16 protein-coding genes are annotated in these 20,548 nt (G+C 61.6%); 9 read left to right on the top strand and 7 right to left on the bottom strand.

What is annotated here, in order from left to right:
- The first annotated feature begins 18 nt into the window (after positions 1-18).
- Entirely contained in the window at positions 19-756 is a 738-nt protein-coding gene (locus F0184_RS03620) for an HAD family hydrolase (RefSeq protein ID WP_150494527.1), read from the top strand.
- Between the two features lie 121 nt (positions 757-877).
- Positions 878-1,954: a D-alanyl-D-alanine carboxypeptidase family protein gene (locus F0184_RS03615; RefSeq protein WP_244298960.1), complete on the top strand. Its 1,077-nt coding sequence runs from the start codon at positions 878-880 to the stop codon at positions 1,952-1,954.
- 55 nt (positions 1,955-2,009) lie between these two features.
- Here F0184_RS03615 and cutA read toward each other — a convergent pair whose 3' ends face one another.
- Positions 2,010-2,324: a divalent-cation tolerance protein CutA gene (gene cutA / locus F0184_RS03610; RefSeq protein WP_150494523.1), complete on the bottom strand. Its 315-nt coding sequence runs from the start codon at positions 2,322-2,324 to the stop codon at positions 2,010-2,012.
- 328 nt (positions 2,325-2,652) lie between these two features.
- Positions 2,653-4,377, bottom strand: coding sequence for a dihydroxy-acid dehydratase (ilvD, locus tag F0184_RS03605; RefSeq protein ID WP_150494521.1), 1,725 nt, complete (start codon positions 4,375-4,377; stop codon positions 2,653-2,655).
- Between the two features lie 331 nt (positions 4,378-4,708).
- Here ilvD and F0184_RS03600 point away from each other — a divergent pair, with 331 nt between their 5' ends.
- Positions 4,709-5,920, top strand: coding sequence for an NADP-dependent isocitrate dehydrogenase (locus F0184_RS03600; protein WP_150494518.1), 1,212 nt, complete (start codon positions 4,709-4,711; stop codon positions 5,918-5,920).
- Between the two features lie 338 nt (positions 5,921-6,258).
- On the top strand, positions 6,259-6,708 hold the full coding sequence (locus tag F0184_RS03595; protein WP_206668291.1) for a hypothetical protein: 450 nt from the start codon (positions 6,259-6,261) through the stop codon (positions 6,706-6,708).
- A 116-nt stretch (positions 6,709-6,824) separates the two neighbouring features.
- Here F0184_RS03595 and F0184_RS03590 read toward each other — a convergent pair whose 3' ends face one another.
- The 5 genes from F0184_RS03590 to recA form a co-directional block, all read right to left on the bottom strand.
- Positions 6,825-7,469 (bottom strand): hypothetical protein, encoded by a 645-nt coding sequence (locus F0184_RS03590; RefSeq protein WP_150494516.1) that lies wholly within the window; start codon positions 7,467-7,469, stop codon positions 6,825-6,827.
- A 214-nt stretch (positions 7,470-7,683) separates the two neighbouring features.
- Positions 7,684-8,463, bottom strand: coding sequence for an SDR family NAD(P)-dependent oxidoreductase (locus F0184_RS03585; RefSeq protein ID WP_150494513.1), 780 nt, complete (start codon positions 8,461-8,463; stop codon positions 7,684-7,686).
- 44 nt (positions 8,464-8,507) lie between these two features.
- Positions 8,508-9,779 carry a cyclic nucleotide-gated ion channel gene (locus F0184_RS03580; RefSeq protein ID WP_150494511.1) on the bottom strand — a complete coding sequence of 424 codons (1,272 nt, stop codon included), beginning with the start codon at positions 9,777-9,779 and terminating at the stop codon, positions 8,508-8,510.
- Between the two features lie 248 nt (positions 9,780-10,027).
- Positions 10,028-12,688 (bottom strand): alanine--tRNA ligase, encoded by a 2,661-nt coding sequence (alaS, locus tag F0184_RS03575; RefSeq protein ID WP_150494508.1) that lies wholly within the window; start codon positions 12,686-12,688, stop codon positions 10,028-10,030.
- 352 nt (positions 12,689-13,040) lie between these two features.
- A complete protein-coding gene (recA, locus tag F0184_RS03570) occupies positions 13,041-14,111 on the bottom strand; it encodes a recombinase RecA (RefSeq protein ID WP_150494506.1) in 1,071 nt (356 codons plus the stop codon).
- 269 nt (positions 14,112-14,380) lie between these two features.
- Here recA and F0184_RS03565 point away from each other — a divergent pair, with 269 nt between their 5' ends.
- The 5 genes from F0184_RS03565 (at position 14,381) to F0184_RS03545 (ending at position 20,459) form a co-directional block, all read left to right on the top strand.
- Entirely contained in the window at positions 14,381-15,352 is a 972-nt protein-coding gene (locus F0184_RS03565) for a PfkB family carbohydrate kinase (protein ID WP_150494504.1), read from the top strand.
- Between the two features lie 151 nt (positions 15,353-15,503).
- On the top strand, positions 15,504-16,421 hold the full coding sequence (locus tag F0184_RS03560; RefSeq protein ID WP_150494502.1) for a pseudouridine-5'-phosphate glycosidase: 918 nt from the start codon (positions 15,504-15,506) through the stop codon (positions 16,419-16,421).
- Positions 16,422-16,596: 175 nt separating this feature from the next.
- A complete protein-coding gene (locus F0184_RS03555; protein WP_150494500.1) occupies positions 16,597-17,784 on the top strand; it encodes a cell surface protein in 1,188 nt (395 codons plus the stop codon).
- A 217-nt stretch (positions 17,785-18,001) separates the two neighbouring features.
- The gene (locus F0184_RS03550; RefSeq protein WP_150494498.1) at positions 18,002-18,931 is read left to right on the top strand and encodes a DUF6384 family protein; all 930 of its coding nucleotides are present in this window, start codon (positions 18,002-18,004) and stop codon (positions 18,929-18,931) included.
- A gap of 34 nt (positions 18,932-18,965) precedes the next feature.
- On the top strand, positions 18,966-20,459 hold the full coding sequence (locus F0184_RS03545) for a hypothetical protein (protein WP_150494496.1): 1,494 nt from the start codon (positions 18,966-18,968) through the stop codon (positions 20,457-20,459).
- Positions 20,460-20,548: the final 89 nt, after the last annotated feature.

The following is a 20,548-nucleotide window of genomic DNA, read 5'->3' as shown; positions in this document are numbered from 1 at the left end:
GTACGGGCGGAACTCAAGATGCCACACACAATCAAGGCCATTTTGTTCGACAAGGATGGCACCTTGCTGGATTTCGACGCCACCTGGGCCACCCCTCAAGAGGCGGCCGCAACCTGGGCCGCGGATGGTGATCATCGGCTGGCGGCAGACCTGCTCGTGACCGGTGGTATGGACCCGGCCACGCGCAAAACAGCGTCCGGCAGCCTGTTCGCTGCGGGCAATGCCGCGGAAATTGCCAGGGCCTTCATCGCGCGCGGCGCCGCCAAGGATGCGGCAAACCTGACAGCGAAACTCGACGAGATTTTTGCCAACGGCATGAAGACGTCCGTCCTCCTGCCGGGCTTGAAGGATGCGGTGCGGCAGCTTGACGAGGCCGGTTTTCGCATGGGCGTTGCCAGCAGCGATAGCGAAGCGTCGATCCGTCTGTTTCTGGAGCGTGCAGGGCTCACCGGGTATATGCGCTTTATCGCCGGTTACGACAGCGGCTTCGGGCCAAAGCCAGAGCCCGGGATGATCCATGCTTTCGCGGCTGCCCTACGGGTGCCGGTCCCGTCAATCGCCATGGTCGGCGACAACACCCATGATCTGGAAATGGCGCGCGCGGCCGGCGCCGGCCTTGCGGTGGGCGTGTTGTCAGGGACGGGCACGCGGGTTGACCTGACCCAGCTCGCGGATGTCATATTGGAGAGCGTCGCCGATCTGCCCGGCTACCTGAGCCGGAGCGGGTGTCAGCCTGCCTCCAGCATGCTGCCATAATCTTGCTGTAGCCGGAGGGGTGCATGTTTGGCCAAACATCAGGCATCTTATGTTTCGACGCATCCATATGCCCAGTTTGCGGTGTTCTATTGCGGTAACCGCAGCGGTTCTGATTCTTTTCGTGGCGCCCGTTTCGGCAACGCCATCCCTCGTTGTCGATATGGATACCCGGACGGTTCTGCACGCCGAAGACGCCGGCCACCCCTGGTATCCTGCCTCAACGGCGAAACTCATGACGGCTCTGGTGACCTTCCAGGCAGTTGAACAGGGGGATATCACCCTCAAGACGCCTGTCGTGATCTCGAAACAGGCCGCGCGTTTCGGGGCGTCCAATTCTGTGCTGGAACCAGGGACGACAATGACCTTGGAGGACGCGCTTTATGCGCTTCTTGTCGCGTCCGCCAATGATGTGGCGGTTGCGCTGGCGGAGACCGTTGCGGGCAGCGAAGCGGCGTTTGTCGAGCGCATGAACGGCGAAGCCCAGCGCCTTGGACTGACGGCCACGCGGTTTGCCAATGTGAATGGCCTGCATCACCCTAGCCAGCAAACGACTGCGCGGGATCTGGCCCTGCTAAGCCTCGATCTTTATCAGCGCTATCCAGCGTATCACGCCATGTTCCGGACCTCGGAAGTCGTCATGGGCGGCAAGACCGCACAGTCTTTCAACACGCTGCTGACCCGGTTTCCCGGCACGGTTGGATTGAAAACCGGTTTCGTGTGTTCCTCGGGACGAAACATCGTGGCCATTGCCGAACGTGACGGCCGGCAGATGCTGGCCGTCGTGCTTGGCGCGACCACCGGCCGGGAGCGCGAGGAACGCGCCGCGAAACTGATGACCGAGGCTTTTGCCGGTGAATTGCAAGCGGCGGGACCGCCTCTCGAGACGATAGCAAACCGCCCCGAAATCGCGCCGGAAGACATGCGCCTGCGGCTTTGCAGCAACCAGACGCCGCCCTACGAGGCCCGGCAGGAAGCCCGCTATCCGTGGGGATTGCCGGGGCAAGCAAGTTATCTCACCGAACCGTCCGCCCCCGTCCGCCATGTCATCACAACCTGGCAGACCGATATCCGGCCGGCCCCGCCTCGCCCGGCCCCGAAACCAGCTCTTGCCGATCGGGGACCGGTCTCGACACCGGACGCCGGGAACGGGCAGACCGCGGCTCCAAAGGCCAAACCGGCGCCGCCCGCATCGCTTTGAACGATCCGGCCCAAGAGACGCTTCATTGCCCGGTACACTGACGCCATCCGGTCATTCAAGCACCACAAGAATTGTCCAAGATCCACTGCAGATACGACGCGCTGCCGACGTCGATCTTGAAGGCGTAGATGGCCGGTTCTTCATAGGAGTGGTGCTTTTGGATCATGTCGACAACCGCGTCATAGGACTCTTCGATTGTCTTGAGCATGACCCGCACCTCCCGCTCCTCCTGCATGGCCCCATCCCAGAAGAAGCAGCTTTCGATTTCATCAAGATGCGCGCAGGCAACCAGCCGGGCCTCGACACAGGCCCGGGCAATCGCCCTGGCCTCTTCCCGCGTTCCGGTCGTGGTGCAAACGGCAATCGCCATGACATCATCTCCGTAATTTCAAACATCCAGGCCGGTGAGCTGACGGCTCCACGGTGCCGAGCACGAGGGTTTCCAGGTCAGTCCCTGAGCAGGCACGTACGCCGGGATTGAAACGGGCACGGCCCCAGACCAGATCATAGGCGGCGGCACAGGTTTCGGCACGGGCGGGAGGATACGTGATCCTGTAGGGCCGGCTGCCAAAAATCCCGCCCGGCTGTCTGCCCAAGAGCCGAATTCTCCGGCCACCACGTGTCTTCATTGTTTTGTGCTGACGACACGCGGCAACCAAGGTAAAGACCCGGAGCATCAAGCCCAAGCCCCGTTCCGGTCACAGATCGACGTAAGCAACCTTTTCGCCGAAGGCTCCCGGATGGGTCACGGCGCCATTCCGAGCCGGCCCCGCGGTTTGCGCGAATTTCCAGATCGCACCGGACCCATAGTCGGTCTCGCGCGGCTGCCACTTCGCGCGGCGGGCTTCGAGTTCCTCATCGGAAAGCTGGACGTTCAAGGTCCCCTCGACGGCATCGATTTCGATGATATCGCCATCTTGAAGAAGTCCGATCGGCCCACCGACGGCCGCTTCCGGGCCGACATGGCCGATGCAGAACCCGCGCGTCGCGCCGGAAAACCGGCCATCGGTGATCAGCGCCACCTTGTCGCCCATTCCCTGGCCGTAAAGTGCGGCGGTCGTTGCCAGCATCTCGCGCATTCCGGGCCCGCCTTTCGGCCCCTCGTAGCGGATCACCAGCACCTCGCCTTCCTTGTAGTTCTTGTTCCTCACGGCCTCGAAACAGGCCTCTTCCTTGTCGAAACAGCGCGCTGGTCCGCTGAATTTCTGGTTGGCGAGACCTGCCACCTTCACGATCGCCCCGTCCGGCGCAAGATTGCCCTTCAGACCGACGACACCGCCGGTCGGCGTGATCGGCGTGCTTGCCTTGTACACAACGTCCTGATGCTCGTTCCACTTCACGCCGGCCATGTTCTCGGCGATCGTGCGGCCGGTGACGGTCATGCAGTCGCCATGCAGGAAGCCTTCATCCAGCAGCGTTTTCATCAGAAGCGGGATGCCTCCGGCCTCGAACAGATCTTTCGCAACGTATTTCCCGCCCGGCTTCAGGTCGGCGATATATGGCGTCTTTTTGAAGATCTCGGCCACATCGAACAGATCGAACTTGATGCCGCATTCGTGCGCGATGGCCGGCAAGTGCAGCCCGGCATTGGTCGACCCGCCGGACGCCGCAACGACAGTCGCTGCGTTTTCCAGGGCTTCCCGCGTGACGATATCCCGCGGCCGGATGTTGCGGGCCAGGAGCTCCATCACCTTTTCACCCGACATGGCGCAGAACTGATCGCGGAACTCATAGGCCGCCGGAGCGCCGCAAGAATAGGGCAGCGCCAAACCGATGGCCTCGGCTACGGTCGCCATTGTGTTGGCGGTGAACTGCGCACCGCACGAGCCTGCAGACGGGCACGCAACCTGCTCCAGCTCTTCCAGGTCCTCGTCCGACATGTTGCCGACCGAGTGCATGCCAACCGCCTCGAAAACGTCCTGCACCGTCACGGGACGGCCCCGGAACTGGCCCGGCAGGATGGACCCGCCATAGATGAACACCGAGGGCACATTGAGCCGGCACATAGCCATCATCATTCCAGGCAGGGATTTGTCGCAACCCGCCAGGCCCACCAACGCATCATATCCGTGGCCGCGCATGGTCAACTCGACCGAATCGGTGATCACGTCGCGTGAGACAAGCGATGCCTTCATGCCCTCGTGGCCCATGGCGATGCCGTCGGTCACCGTGATAGTGCAGAATTCACGCGGCGTGCCGTTGGCAGCCGCGACACCCTTCTTCACGGCTTGCGCCTGACGCATGAGCGAGATGTTGCAAGGCGCGGCTTCGTTCCAGCAGCTGGCAACACCCACAAAGGGCTGGTTGATCTGATCGCGTGTCAGGCCCATTGCATAGTAGAATGAACGGTGTGGCGCCCTTTGTGGCCCCACGACCACGTGTCTGCTGGGCAGTTTGCTCTTGTCGATCACCTTCTTGTCCATTCCCCTCTCCCTCACCGTGCTCACTGGCAGAGGTGGCTCTGCCAAATATCGCTTGCCTGACAAGATCGTAAACGGTGATGCCTATTGCGCAAGCGCATCCAGTTCGTACCCGCAGGAAAAATGGCTCCTTGCCTCGCACAGAAGTATTGTATACAATTGCGCACAATAATTGCAGCCGGCACGTTTCACGGCGAAATGCACGGGATCAGGCACAAATTCGGCCCGTCTTGTTGAGAAGAACAAAACTATGCCGGATTTATCGCCCTGACATCGTTCCTTAAACCGAACGCGGTAAGCCGGGACGCGCGGCCCAAGACGAGGTTCATGGCATATGACAAAAATCAAGGTAGACAACCCGGTTGTTGAACTCGACGGCGACGAAATGACCCGGATCATCTGGGCGTTCATCAAGAACAAGCTGATCCATCCCTATCTGGATCTTCCGCTCGACTATTACGACCTAGGCATGGAAGAGCGCGACCGCACCGACGATCAGGTGACCGTTGATGCCGCGAATGCGATCAAGAAACACGGCGTTGGCGTCAAATGCGCCACGATCACCCCGGACGAGGCCCGGGTGGAGGAATTCGGACTGAAAAAGATGTGGCGCTCGCCGAATGGCACGATCCGCAACATCCTGGGCGGCGTGATCTTCCGCGAACCGATCATCATGCGCAACGTGCCGCGTCTGGTCCCCGGCTGGACCCAGCCCATCATTGTCGGACGCCACGCCTTCGGCGACCAGTACAAGGCCACGGACTTCCGCTTTCCGGGCAAGGGCAAGCTCACGATCACCTTCACCGGTGAGGACGGCGAGGTCATCGAGCACGAAGTCTACGACGCGCCGGGCGCCGGCGTGGCAATGGCCATGTACAATCTCGATGATTCCATTCGAGATTTCGCCCGCGCCTCGATGAACTATGCCCTTGGACGGAAAGTGCCTTGCTACCTGTCCACCAAGAACACCATCCTGAAAGCCTATGACGGCCGCTTCAAGGACCTGTTCCAGGAGATCTACGAGGCCGAGTTCAAGGACAGGTTCGCGGACGCGGGCATCTGGTACGAGCACCGGCTGATCGACGACATGGTGGCGTCCGCGCTGAAATGGTCGGGCGGCTATGTCTGGGCTTGCAAGAACTATGATGGTGATGTGCAGTCCGACACGGTGGCTCAAGGCTTCGGCTCTCTCGGCCTGATGACGTCGGTCCTCATGACCCCGGACGGCAAGACCGTCGAGGCCGAGGCGGCGCATGGCACCGTCACCCGTCATTACCGCCAGCACCAGAAAGGCGAAAGCACATCGACCAACCCGATCGCGTCGATCTTTGCCTGGACGCGCGGCCTGGCCCACCGGGCAAAGCTTGACGGCAACGACCAGCTCGCCCGCTTTGCGGCAACGCTGGAAAAGGTCTGCATCGACACCGTCGAAAGCGGCTTCATGACCAAGGATCTGGCGCTTCTTGTCGGCCCGGATCAAAGCTGGCTGACCACAACCGGCTTCCTCGACAAGATCGACGAGAACCTGCAAAAGGCGATGGGATAGCGGCCCGCCGTTTCCGGACACGTCATCCTTCCGAAAGAGGGCGTCCGCGCACCGGGCGCCCTCAGTTTAATGACAAACCCGCACAGAATACAGTGTCATCCCGGCCAAACGAAGTGCGAGCCGGGATCGGAGAACTGCAACGCGGAGTGTTAAAAGCATGATCTCTTTGAAACCCGATCCCGGATTTCCGCTGCGCTGCATCCGGGATGACGGAAACAGGGGGTGTCGGCGGTTTTGGGGGCGTCCGCACACCGGGGGCCCTTTTTTCTTGCAGCCACGCGACAACACCTCGCGGGAAATACGGTATGGTTGAGTGATTTTCCATTCAGGAGGCTTCAATGCGTTCGACCCACCGGTTTCCGGCCCTTTTGGCCCTGGTTTTCGCGTTCACATGGATGAGCCTTTGCAGCCCGGGCATTGCGGCCTCCGCATACGAACCGGCCCGCGGCTCAAAGGAGCGGCAGGACATCTTGAATGCGATCCGGCCTCTGGTCGAAGCCCGTCTCAATCCGCCGGTGGAGTTTGTCGTGAACTACATGCAGACCGCGGAAGGATGGGCGTTCGTGCACGTTTCCCCGCAGCGGCCGGGTGGCGGCATCATCGACCTGCGCGGCACAACATACGCGGGCAGCGCCGACTACATGGACGGCGCGGAGACCTACGCGCTCTTGCGCTTCCAGTATGACCGTTGGAACATCATTGACTACGCCATCGGCCCGACGGACGTGTTCTGGTACGGCGACCCGCTTTATGACCGCCAGCCACCTGGCGTTGTTCCGAAATACTGACCGGCGCACACGTCGGCCCGCAGGCCGGTTGAACTGTCCCCGTTCAGGCCCGGCCGGGCGCCAAGCCGATCTCGTTCGGTTCGGCCCGGCGCAAATAGGCGCGCATTTCAGGCGCGTTATTGTGTCCAGCGGTCAACAAAGGCCTGATCCACGCTGCCTGTCTTCGGCAGGATGAAGCACATGGTTGGACAGCCTTCGCCGCCCAGAACATCCGCGCCGCCAACCTGTAACTGAACGGCCGATACCGTGTCGAACTGTTCGCTTGTGCGCTTTAGCGGAATCCAGAATTGTTGCCACTGCCCACTCGTCGCGGCGGCGGGCATCCCCTTCAGGTTGATCCTGGCCGTTCCATCGTGAATGGAAACCGACTGAAAAACATCCCTGGAACCGCAATCGAAAAAGCCGCTTCCGCTCGCCAGCTCCGTGTAGGTATATTTTTCAAACGCGTCTTCCTTGACACATTTGAAAGACCTTATCGCACCGAGTTGAACCTCATTTTCCGACGGCCCATCGAAATAAAGAACAAGCGCGCGCTCCAGCACGGACGGTTCATCCGTCTGGTGCTGTGTAACAACCATGCTTGGGTTTGGAGAATCCAAAGTGCCTGAATTCGGATGAAACACCAGAAATTCTGCGGCGCTCGCGGGTGAAGCAAGGCACATCATGAAAATGACTGTTTTGGAAAGTCTCTTCGCGAGTAACATGGGTCTTCTCCTTTTGACCAAGGGCCAAGTTGCGGTCGAGATACATGTGAGCACCATGTCCGGCAGGTATCAATCCTTTGCCAAGAGCCGGTACTGCTTTTTTTCCGGCAAACGCCGCATCTCTAGGTTTAGACCCGTAAAACCAATATGCAACTCTGTTGAAGATCGAGCCAAGGCCCTGAACAGGGCCCGCCTCGGCCCTGCACCATCCTGGAACTTCCCCTAACCAGATTATATCGCCTCGCGATCAATCGAATCTGGAAAAGAGGCTTTAGCTTGATTTCGACTGGAGCGCCGCGACGAGTTTGAGCATCAACCGGCGGGGCACGAGCGGCACCACCCAGTTGAGCGCAACATTCAGGCCTCTCGCATTGATCGCGATAAGCTTTCCTTCCATCATCGCCTGATAGCCAATTCGCGCGACGCTTTCGGCTGTCGCCCCGGACCGGGTGAGATGCGTGCCGTGCAGATCGGCCACCTGCGCGAATTCGGTCTCGACATAACCCGGTGCCAGAACGGTGACCGACACGCCCCGCGGCCTCAGTTCCTCGTTCAGAGCCCGGGAGTACGAGTTCACAAACGCCTTGGTCGCGAAATAGACGGCCTGTTTCGGTCCAGGCATGAACCCGGCGGTCGACCCAACGTTCAAAACCCGCCCGCCGCCGGCCGCCACCATGTCGGCGGCGAAGAGGCGGGTCAGCGTCATCAGGGACAGGATGTTCAACTCGATCATCGCCTGTTCGGCCGTAAGGTCCCGGTCGATGTGGTGCCCCCGACCGCCAAACCCTGCATTGTTTATCAAAATACCGATCGAGTGCCCCATCTCCTTGACCTGGCGATGGAGCTGCGCGGCCGCCCCCACACCACCGATGTCCATCGCAATGGTGTGGACCGACACCCCGTGGTCGGTTTCAAGGTCGCGCCTGAGGCGGTCCAGCCGGTCCTGCCTGCGGGCGACCAGCAGGAGATTTCCCCCTTTGGCCGCGTGCAAGCGGGCCAAGGCGGCCCCGATTCCCGAAGAAGCCCCGGTAACAAGTGCGGTTGTGGTCATTGAGTTCTCCGCAAGGCCCCGAAGCAGAGGCCCGGTTCATCAGGTCAACTGTCTTTCTGGCCGGGCCGGAAAAGGTCTGGTTCCGGTGCGGTGTTTTCCTCGTAGACAATGTCGGCTTGCTCCAGTTCTTCCACCGCAAGATCGCCGAAGCCCCGCAATTTGGCCTCGGTGCGCTCCTCCGCCTCCTTGAGGATCTTGTGGGTCAGCTTTGGATTGCGATCCATCAACTCTTGCAAACTGTGCGCCGCCAGCACGAGCAGCTCGCAATCGCTGTGCGCACGGACGGACACCGAACGCTGCTGCTGATGGATCAGCGCGAACTCGCCAAAATAGTCGCCCTCATCCAGGTAGATTGTCTGGTCTTGCAGCCGGATCTCCGCTTGACCTTCGCTGATGAAGTACATCCGGTCGGCGACATCCCCGGCCGCCGCGATAACGGTTCCGGCACGCACCTTCTGCGCTTCGAGAAGCTTGGAGACCTCGGCGATTTCCGCTGCCGACAATGCTTCGAACAGAGGCACCCGTGCCACCATGGACCAGGTCACGACAAAGTCCCGGCTATGGATTTCGCGGGCGAAGGCGGAGGCGATGATGCCAACGGGAAGCGCAATCAACGCATACCCCAGCAGCATGACAAAGGCGGCGATGACACGGCCTGTCTCGGTGACCGGAACGACGTCTCCATATCCGACGGTCGTGATCGTTGTCACCGCCCAATAGATCGCATGCGGGATCGAACCGAGTTTGTCCGGCTGATCGTCGGCCTCCACCAGATACATCAAAGTCGCCGACATCAGGATCACGCCAGAGACGATCACCGCGCAGCCCATCAGCGCGTGCCGCTCCGATGCAATGGCCGACAGCAAGGATCTAAGCGCCGGCGAATAGCGCGCCAGTTTCAGGAAGCGGAGCAGCCGGAAGATAACCACCACCGTGACCGCGTTGTTCGGCAGGATGAAGATCAGGATCAACGGAAGGGCGGCGATCAAGTCGACGATGGCGTCCGGCTGGAGGGCGTAGCGGATCCGCGCCTTGAGCGGACTGTACCGGCGCAGCGGCGGATGAAGGTCCGCCACGTAGAGCCGGCAGACATATTCCAGCAAAAAGATGACCCCGGACACCAGCTGCAGCTTTGACAGAAGGCCGCCATCGGCCGCCTGAATGGCCGGCACCGTTTCGAAAATCGCGAACGCCACGTTTGCAACAATAAGGCCCAGCAGGAACTGGCGAAGCGTCCGGGCTGCTATCCGGTTCCGGCCCGTATCTTCCAACAGGTCGTAGAGCTTGCGCTTGAAGGGAACGGAACCGTCGGTCATGAAAACGATCGATGAGTGAATGGGATTGCCCCATGTTTTGACCGGAGCTTAGCAAGGCTTTGGCTCAAACACACGCGCCAAAGCGGCGCTGCGGGCACGATCGCCTGCCCCACGCCCGCACGGGGAGGCCGGCCCGCGACCGCTCACGCCGAAGCCGGGCACCGGCATCACCGAGCCGGAACGAAAATACCGAAAGGCGAACCGGCGGTCCGCCCGTCCGGGACAGGGGCGGCAGCTCACGCGGGCCCTTACAGGGTGGCCAGGTAATCCTTGATGGCGGCAACGGCTTCTTCGGCCTTCGATCCGTCCGGCCCTCCGGCCTGCGCCATATCGGGCCGGCCTCCGCCACCGCGCCCGCCCAAGGCTTCCGAGCCGAGCCGCACCAGATCGACCGCGCTCACCTTTTCGGTCAAATCCGCGGTCACCGCGGTCACGATGGCGGCCTTGTCATCCTCGGCCCTGGAAATGAGAACAACAATGCCGGAGCCGAGCTGTTTCTTGGCCTCGTCCGCCATGCCCTTCAGGTCCTTCGGCGCGATCCCCTCGACGATCCTGGCGATAAGCTTGAAGGATCCGGCGTCCTGAACCGGCGCACCGGCTTCTCCGCCCGCCCCGCCCATGGCGAGCTTCTTGCGGACATCGGCAAGTTCCTTTTCCAGTTTCCGCCGCTCCTCCACCAGCTGGGCCACCCGGGCCGGTGCATCGCTCATGCTGACCTTCAACGTGGCCGCGATCTCCTTCACCCGCTTGTCCTGGGCGTCGAGATAGGCGCGCGCCTCCGCACCGGTCAGAGCTTCCACCCGGCGCACGCCGGCTGCAACGGCCCCTTCCGACACCAGGGTCACCAAACCGATATCGCCTGTCCGCCGGACATGTGTCCCGCCGCACAGTTCCAGGGAATACGGCTTACCTTGCTTAGGGCCATGCAGGGCGGTTCCCATGGACACCACCCGAACCTCGTCACCGTATTTTTCACCGAACAAGGCCATCGCCCCGGCCTCGATCGCATCGTCGACCGCCATCAACCGGGTTTCCACCGGCGCATTCTGCAAGATGATCTCGTTCGCGAACGCTTCCACGATGCCCAGTTCTTCGGCGCTCATCGGCTTGGGATGGGAAAAGTCGAAGCGCAAACGCTCGGGCCCCACCAGCGACCCTTTCTGCGCGACATGGGTTCCGAGCACTTCCCGCAGGGCTTCGTGCACCAGGTGAGTCGCCGAATGGTTCGCCCGCACGGCGGAGCGCCTCTTATGGTCCACGATCAGTTCGAGCGCGGTACCGGCCGTCAGTTGGCCTTCCTCGACCGTCACCGCGTGAACGAACAGGCCGTCGGCCTTTTTGTGGACATCCGTCACCGCGACGCGGATGCCGTCGGCGCGCATGGACCCCGTGTCACCGACCTGGCCGCCGGACTCGCCGTAAAAGGGGGTCTGGTTCAACACGACAGAACCGCTCTGACCGGCCGCGAGCGTTTGAACTTCTGCGCCCTCGGCGACGAGGGCCGCAACCACCCCTTCCGCCTGCTCCGTCTCATAGCCCAGAAAATCGGTCGCGCCGGCCCGGTCCTTGATCCCAAACCAGACCGCTTCCGTCGCCGCCCCGCCGGACCCTGACCAGGCCGCACGGGCTTCCGCCTTTTGCCGCTCCATGGCGGCATTGAACCCTTCCGTGTCGACGGCAATGCCCCGGCTGCGCAAGGCGTCCTGGGTCAGGTCGAGCGGGAAACCGAACGTATCGTAGAGTTTGAAGGCTGTTTCCCCATCGAGCCGGGCCCCTTCAGAGAAATCCTGCGTTGCCGCATCGAGAAGCCCAAGCCCACGCTCGAGCGTTTTGCGGAACCGGGTTTCCTCGAGTTTCAGCGTTTCGGTGATCAGTTCCTCCGCGCGGCTCAATTCGGGATAGGCGCGGGCCATCTCGCGGACGAGGGCCGGAACCAGCCGGTGCATCAGCGGTTCGCGCGCACCCAGCAAGTGGGCATGGCGCATGCCGCGCCGCATGATCCGGCGCAGGACGTATCCCCGCCCCTCGTTTGACGGCAGGACACCATCGGCGATCAGGAAGCTGGTCGAGCGCAAGTGATCGGCGATGACCCGGTGACTGTTTCGGGCCGGCCCCTTTGCCTCGACCCCGGTCTCGTGTTCGGAAGCGGCGATCAACGCGCGGAACAGATCGATATCGTAATTGTCATGCACACCCTGGAGGACGGCGGCGATCCGCTCGATCCCCATGCCCGTGTCGATCGAGGGGCGCGGCAAATCGAGCCGGGCTTCGGGCGTCTGTTCGTACTGCATGAAGACCAGGTTCCAGATCTCCACGAACCGGTCGCCGTCTTCCTCCGGGGTTCCGGGAGGCCCGCCCCAAATGTGGTCGCCATGATCGTAGAAGATCTCGGAACAGGGGCCGCAGGGACCTGTTTCACCCATGGTCCAGAAGTTGTCGGAAGTCGGGATCTTGATGATCTTGTCGTCCGGAAGACCGGCGATCTTTTTCCAAAGATCGAATGCTTCCGTATCCTCGGAATAGACGGTGACCAGAAGCCGGTCCTTGGGCAGGCCGTATTCCTTCGTGATCAGGGTCCAGGCCAGTTCGATGGCCCGGTCCTTGAAATAGTCACCAAAGGAGAAATTCCCGAGCATTTCGAAAAAGGTGTGGTGGCGCGCGGTATAGCCCACATTGTCCAGGTCATTGTGCTTGCCGCCTGCCCGCACGACCTTCTGAGCGGTGACAGCCCGGCTGTAATCGCGCTTTTCCAGCCCGGTGAACACGTTCTTGAACTGGTTCATCCCCGCATTGGCGAACATCAGCGTCGGATCGTTGCGGGGCACAAGCGGACCGGAGGAGACAATCTCGTGGTCGTTCTTGGCGAAGTAGTCGAGAAACGTCGATCTGATATCGTTTACGCCGGTCATGAGCGGGTATTGCCTCGGTCCAGTTTCGCTGCGGGGGCACAGCGTCAATCGATGTCGGGCCATTCAGGCAGAGGGCCAGGATGGCAGGAACAGCCTTTTAGCTTTCACCACGGACAGTGTCCAGAACAGCGCATCGGCCAGAAGGCCAGGAAATCGCATCCGGCGGGCAATCGGGCGCTTTGGCACCGCGTTCTTCGGCTAAGACCGAACCAACTGCGCCCAGCGGGGAAATGATCCGGGCGCCCTGGCAGGACCCAACAAAAAATCCCCCGGACGCGGTGCCGGGGGATATTTGCAAGATTCCGGAACGCGAAGGGCCCGGCACGTGAAGAGCGGTGACACGCGGAGCGGATCAGTCCTCCGCTTCTTCCGTCCCACCGTCCGGATCGATGATCGCCTCGGCAATCAACCCGGCGTTCTGGCGGATGGCCAATTCGATCTCCTCGGCAATCTCGGGGTTCTCACGCAAGAATTGCTTGGCATTTTCCCGGCCTTGCCCCAGCCGCTGACTGTTGTAGGAGAACCAGGCACCCGACTTTTCAACAATGCCGCCCTTCACGCCAAGATCGATCAACTCGCCCATTTTCGACACGCCTTCGCCGTAGACGATATCGAACTCCACCTGCCGGAATGGCGGGGCGAGCTTGTTCTTGACCACCTTGACCCGGGTCTGATTGCCAACCACTTCGTCCCGGTCCTTGATCGACCCGATGCGGCGGATATCAAGGCGCACGGAGGCGTAGAACTTCAAGGCGTTGCCGCCGGTGGTCGTTTCGGGAGAGCCGAACATGACGCCGATTTTCATCCGGATCTGGTTGATGAAAATCAACATGCAGTTCGATTTGGAGATCGATGCCGTCAACTTCCGCAGAGCCTGGCTCATCAGGCGGGCCTGCATGCCGGGCAGACTGTCGCCCATTTCGCCTTCCAGTTCGGCCTTCGGCGTCAGGGCCGCGACCGAGTCGATCACCAGAACATCGATCGCGCCGGAGCGCACCAGCGTGTCGGCGATCTCAAGCGCCTGTTCACCTGCATCGGGCTGGGAAATCAGAAGGTTATCGATATCAACGCCCAGCTTGCGGGCATAAAGGGGGTCGAGCGCATGCTCGGCATCGATGAACGCGCAAATCCCGCCGCCCTTTTGGGCCTCGGCCACAGCGTGCAGGGCCAGCGTTGTCTTGCCGGACGATTCTGGACCGTAGATCTCCACGATCCGCCCGCGGGGAAGGCCGCCGATACCAAGAGCGATATCGAGACCGAGGGACCCGGTGGAGATCGCTTGAACCTCAACGGCCTGTCCCTGCCCCATCCGCATGATGGATCCCTTGCCAAAGGCGCGTTCGATATGGCTGAGCGCTGCATCGAGCGCCTTGGTCTTGTCCATTTGGCTACTTTCCACGAGACGAAGTGAGCTTTGCGACATGCGTTGTCATCCTTATTCCACGACGGGCCGCCGATTCAAACCCGTTCTTTTGTACCTCTTTTGTTCTCATCCCGCAATGCCTATCATTGCCACGGAAACGCTAGGGTCATCGACAGATGTTCCGGCTTTATTCTCAGGCCGGCCCTACCTAGATTACCTTAGGTCATTTTCTTCTCACAGACCGCGTGACCTGAAGAATCAGCGGGCCAGTTGTCAGGCCGGACCCAAGCTGGTAGGCAGCCGGGAAACAAGGGGTCAGGAGTGCATGCGTGTCCCGACAAAATCCTTCCTTTAGCGCCGCGGCGGCGCCAGTGGTCTATTGTTTCGGGGCTGTGCACATGGACACGATCGCCCATGCGCGCGAATTGGTCCGGCCGGACACGTCGACCCCGGCGCGCCTTACCTCGACGCCCGGGGGCGTCGCGTCAAATGTGGCCCGCGCGCTGGTTCCCCTTGGCGTTCAATCCCACCTGTTCGGGGCCTGCGGCGAAGATGCCACTGGCCATTCTCTGGCCGATGCGCTGTGGCGGTCCGGCGTTCAGGCGCATCTGATCAAACGGCCCGGCCACGCAACCGGGCGTTATATCGCATTTCATGACCCGGACGGGACGCTGGCAGCAGCCTGCGTGGACGACGAAGTTCTTGAGACGGCGCCTGCCGATCTGTTCGACGATCTGTTTCAGACCGCAGCCGCCGGGCAGCATTCAGCGCTCTGGTTTGCAGATGCAAACATGCCCGCCGCACTTCTGGCCCGTGTGGCCGAGATGGCGCCACAGGGCAGCCTTGTGCTGGACGGTGTGTCGCGCGCGAAAGTCCGGCGGTTGCGCCCTGTTCTCCAACAGGCAGAGCTCGTGTTTTTGAACCGATCAGAGGCAACGGTGCTCGTAGAGGATGCGCTGAATGCCCGCAGCGACCGCCTGCCGGACATCCCGCTTCGCGATTTGGCAGATGGCGTCATGGAACTCGGGCCACGCTCGGTCGTCATTACGCTTGGCGGCGGCGGGCTGTTTCTGGCGCAGGACGAACACCGCACCCGGGTTTCGGCGTTGAAAGCCGACGTCGTGGACACAACGGGCGCCGGAGATGCCCTAATCGCGGGGACGATTGCCGGCATCGCAAGAACCCTGCCGCTGGACATGGCCGTTCGCGCTGGCCAGCAAGCCGCCCGCTTGACGCTTGAACACACAGGGTCCGTGGCCCCCGGCCTGTCCTGGGAAGTGATCAGTTCCCAAGCAGAGTGACAGGACCCGGGCTGTTTCAGCCTGGCCGCCCGAACCGCGGCCCAGCTTCCGACCACCAGTATCCAATCGGTACACCGGGCTGGCGAAGCGGCGGCGGTTCGGTTAAGAGCGCCGCTCAATGCCAACACATGTTTCCGGATGAGGCACCACGATGACCCGAGATGACTTCCTGACCTTCAGCACCGAGGTAAAGTCCGCGCTGGACGCCGGCAAGCCGGTCGTCGCGCTAGAATCGACGATCATCACCCATGGGATGCCGTTTCCGAAAAATGTTGAAACGGCACGGAAAGTGGAAGCCGACATTCGCGAGAACGGGGCGGTGCCCGCCACCATCGCCGTCCTGGATCGTCGTCTCAAGATCGGCCTTGAGCCGGCGGAACTCGATCGCTTGGCCCAAGCCAAAGATGTGATGAAGGTGTCCCGCGCCGACATGACCCTGGCCCTTGCCACCGGCAAGCCGGGTGCGACCACCGTTGCCGCCACCATGATGGCCGCCCATACAGCGGGCATTCCGGTTTTCGCGACCGGCGGCATCGGCGGCGTGCACAAGGGCGCGGAGACAACATTCGATGTCTCGGCCGATCTTGAAGAACTCGGCCGGACGCCTGTCGCCGTGGTCTGCGCCGGCGCCAAGGCCCTGCTTGATCTGCCGAAGACCCTGGAGCTTCTGGAAACCAAGGGCGTTCCGGTGATCGGTTACGGAACCGACCAGTTTCCAGCCTTCTGGTCCCGCAACAGCGGCCTCGCCGCGCCGTACCGGATGGATAGTCCGGATGAAATCGCGGATTTCTTGAAGGTGCGCGGCGCATTTTCCGACCATGGCGGGGTCCTGGTGGCAAATCCGGTGCCGGAGGAAGCTGAAATCCCGCAAACCGAGATTTCCGGGCATATCGAGACAGCTGTTCGGCAAGCCAAGGATCGGGGCGTAAGCGGGAAAAGCGTGACCCCGTTCGTTTTGGGGCGGATGTTCGAGCTGACTGGCGGACGCAGCCTTGAGACCAATATTGCCCTTGTGCGCAGCAATGCGCGCCTGGCGGCCCGGATCGCAGTCAGCCTGGCCAAGCGCTGAGCCAAGCCTGTCTGTCGCCCCTGGGTAACACTGCGGCCCGTTTGTACACAACGCTCCTTTGCAACGTTGACAGCCCGGCGAAGGCCTGTCCTTAGTTTCCCCGCTCCCCAGCGTTAACCGGCGATCCGGGGAGCCGGAAACGGGCGGCGCGGAAGGCGCCCAGACGGAGGTTTGGATGGCAGACGTGGCAGAAACACCGGCGGGGTCGCTCACCCCCCTTCAATACCTGGACAAGGCGCTTTCAAAGCTGCGCGATCTTGGGATCAACCCCGAGACCGAAGCGGACGCACCGATCAATGCGCTTCTGGAACAGATCTCCGACCTGTCACCGGACAAGGTGCTGATCATCACGCGCACGCTCGGACAAGCATCCCACTTCAACGAAGTGGTCCGGAACCAGGTCCAGCAGATGGATATCGGCGAGCGCTACGAACAAATCACCGAAGCTTTCAACTCCATTCGCGACGATGCGAAATCCCTGGTGGATCAACTCGCGGACGGAAAGATCTCCTTCACCGAAAACCTTTCGAACAAATGGCGCGACTTCCGGCGCGGCACGATTTCCGACCGCTTCGATGACATTCGCGACACCTACAAAGAGGTGGCGAGAGCGACCAAGGATCAGATCCAGCGTGAGCAAACCATCCTGGAAGCCTATCGCGATTTCCGCGGTGCCTTGAAACAGGCCGAGGTGACCGCGCTTGAACTGCTGACCAAGGCGAACCAGCATCTGGACGGCGCCAAGACGGAACTGGAAGCGGCCTCCAACGCGGTCGCGGCCTTTACCGGCGAAGATCCGGCGCAAAAAGCCCGGCTCGAATTGGCCCGTGACGAGAAGCTGCGCGCCATGCAGGACGAGGAGAAGCGCTATCAGATTGCCAAGGACCTCGCCGACAACCTGACCATCGGTTACAACACCTCTGAAGTCATCATGGCGCGTTTGATGCAAACCACGAATGCCAAGGAGCGGGTTTACGCCCAGTCGGTCAGTTTCTTCTCGACAAATGAATCCGTTCTGACGGCCCTCAACGCGTCCTTCACCGGTCTTCAGGGCCTGCATGAATCGACCGAAACGCTCAACGCCATGAAAGAGGGTGTGAACAAAAGCCTTGAGACCTTGGCGGAGATCGGTGACACGGTCCAGAAGGAAGCGCTGAAGGCGGGTTACGGTCCGACGGTGCAGGCCGCATCGGTCAAGAAGCTGGTCGATTCGGTGATCAACTTCCAGCTCCAGTCCCGCGAGATCATCAACGAGATGCGGGACATGTCGACCAAGAACTCCGAAGAGATCCGCACCGCGGTCGAAGACGGAAAACGCCGGCTTGCCAAACTGGCAGCCGAGGGCAATGCCCTGGCCCATTGACCGCAAAGCACAGACTGGATGCGCGGGCCGGCCGGCCCCGCGCAATCCAGACCGGCTGGATCAGCGGGCGATAGGCGGGAAAACTGCCGCCCAAAGACCGCGCGGTTTTTGAAGTTTGGACCATCTGCCGGGCGTTTTCGAAATGCCCTATGTTCTATCGTACCGGCAAGCGGCCCATCGGAAACAGGACGAACGCCAAGCTTCGTGGAAACAGCGAATGTCAGACAAGACGCAGGCTCCTCTCGACGATCTCATGATGGCGATGGATGTGGTCGACACGTTGCGCCATCAAGACGCCGTCATCGAACGGGAAATTGCTTCTGGCGACAGGGACGCGCACATGATCGCCCGTCTCAAGGAAATCTACGCCGCACAAGGGATCGACGTTCCTGACCGTATTCTCATGGAGGGGGTCGAGGGCCTCAAGCAGGACCGGTTTGTCTATAAACCGCCTCAAACCGGCTTTTCGCGTTTTCTCGCGCAGATCTACATCACCCGGATGGCGTGGTCGAAATGGGCGGCCGGGGCGATTGTCGCCCTGGTGGTGGCCGTGGGCGCCTGGCAGTTCCTTGTGGTCGGGCCTCAGGAACGGGCCGCCGCTGCCCTTCAGGCCGAGCTGAGCACTGAAATCCCCCAAGCGATCACCGCACTCTCAGACAGGATTAACGGCCTCACAGGGGAACCCGGCGTGCTGGATGAGGCAGAACGCCTTGCCGCGGCGGGGCGGATCGCGGCGCAGGACGGACAGGCCGAGGCCGCACGCGGTGCAGTCGCGGATCTCCGAGCCCTTGCCTCGGAGCTCAATTCCGTTTTTGAGGTCCGGATCGTCTCCCGCCCCGATACCACGACCGGGGTCGAACGGATCCCCGATGTGAACCGGGAAGGGGCGAATTACTACCTGATTGTGGAGGCAATCGGCCCCGACGGAGCGCCGGTCAGCCGGTCGGTCACCTCCGAGGAAAACGGCACCGCCCGAACCGTCGAAATATGGGGTCAACGGGTAAGCAAGGAGCTCTATGAGCGCATACGCGACGACAAGATGGCGGACGGCATTGTGCAATCCTCCCTGCTTGGCAGGAAAGCGCGCGGTTCTCTGGAGATCGACTGGGAGCCGGGCGTGGGAGAAGGAGCGATCACCCAATGGTAAGGGGCTGGGGCTTGGCGATTGAACGGGGGGCACCATGCTGACAGGGCGCCAAACCTTGAGTGCGATTGAAGCCGCGCTTGCGGACCTGCGCCGGGAAGAAGCGGAGCTCGGAACGCGAATAGAACGCGGGACAAGGGCTTTTGCCGATTTTCAAACCCGTCAGGGCGAAGCCTATAAGGAACTGGCGCGTTTCCGCCTCGATACCCAGAGTATCGAACAACTCGACATCCGGCTCGATTCGGCGGCCCTGGAGGCGCGAAAACTTCTGGAGAAACGCGCATCCGACCGGAAAACGCTGGCGGAAAACCTGCGGCGCAAAGAAACCGAACGCGAAGACATCCAAAGACAACGGACGGAACTGGCCAATCAGCAAACGGCCGCGGAAGAACGGATGGACGAGCTGATGGACAGCGTCGATACCATTCTTGAGGGCGATGCGGGGTTTCTGGCCCAGCGTGAAAGGGCCCTGAAGGCGGCGGCGACGGCCGAGGCGGCCGCTGAAAAAGCCGAAACGGCGCTTCTGGACCGCGCGGAAAAGGGCAAGGCCTACGAGGCCGATCCCCTTTTCATGTATCTGTGGGAACGGGGATTTGGCACGCCGTCCTACGACAAGAGGGGGCTTGTCCGGTCCCTGGACCGTTGGGTCGGCGGGTTGATCGGCTTCCACGATGCCCGCGCGAATTATGCCATGCTCACATCCCTTCCAGAGCGTCTCGCGACCCATGCGGAGCGGTGCGCGGACTTAGCCGATGCGGAAGAGGCGCGGCTCTCGCAGCTCAGCCGGCAGGCGGTCGAGCGGGTGGCGGGCAACGACCTGGTTGGCGAGATCGAGGCCCTAGGCGGTCAGATTGCCGAGATCGACGCGAAGCTGGACGCGCTGAACGGCCAGATCGAAACCGTTTCCGGCGCGTTACAGAACTACGCGACGGGCGACGATCCCGACTATCGGGAAGCCGAGGCGCATCTGGCGAAATCGCTGGAAGGCGATGACCTCAGGGACTTGTGGGCGGAAGCCTTGGCAACTCCGTCTCCCGAGGATGAGCGGATCGTGCGCCATATCGAGGATCTCGGCGAGCGGATGGAACAGATCTCCCGCGAGATCCGGCAGGATCGCGAGCTTCAGCGCAATATATCGTCGCGCCGGGCGGAATTAACCCAGGTTATCTCTCAGTTTCGTGGAAAGGGGTATGATCAGTGGGAAACCACCTTCACCGACGACAGCCTCACCACTGTCCTGCTTGGCGAACTGGTCAAGGGCGCGATAACGGGCGCCGACTATTGGCGGCGTGCGGAGAAGGCACACCGCAGGCGCAAGCCGAAAGGCGGGCGCATTGCATTTCCGCAAGGCAGCGGCCTGCCCAGTTCCATGGGCGGCGGCTTTAGCGGCAAGGGTCTTGGCGGCCGGTCATCAGGCAGTCCAAGGACGGGCGGCTTGCGGACGGGCGGCGGGTTTGGCGGACGATCCGGCGGTTTCCGGACGGGCGGCGGGTTCGGCGGCGGTGGTTTCAAGACGGGTGGGAAGTTTTGATCGTCCAATCTGCTTTCTCTTCGCCCCGTTGCGCCGGGTGTAGGACATTTTTAAGGATAGCGGTGTTGCATGTGCCGTATTGCTGCCGC

It is taken from the genome of Roseibium aquae (genome assembly GCF_008711285.1).
Classification (GTDB): Bacteria; Pseudomonadota; Alphaproteobacteria; order Rhizobiales; family Stappiaceae; genus Roseibium; species Roseibium aquae.
This window is presented reverse-complemented; position numbering and strand designations above follow the sequence as displayed.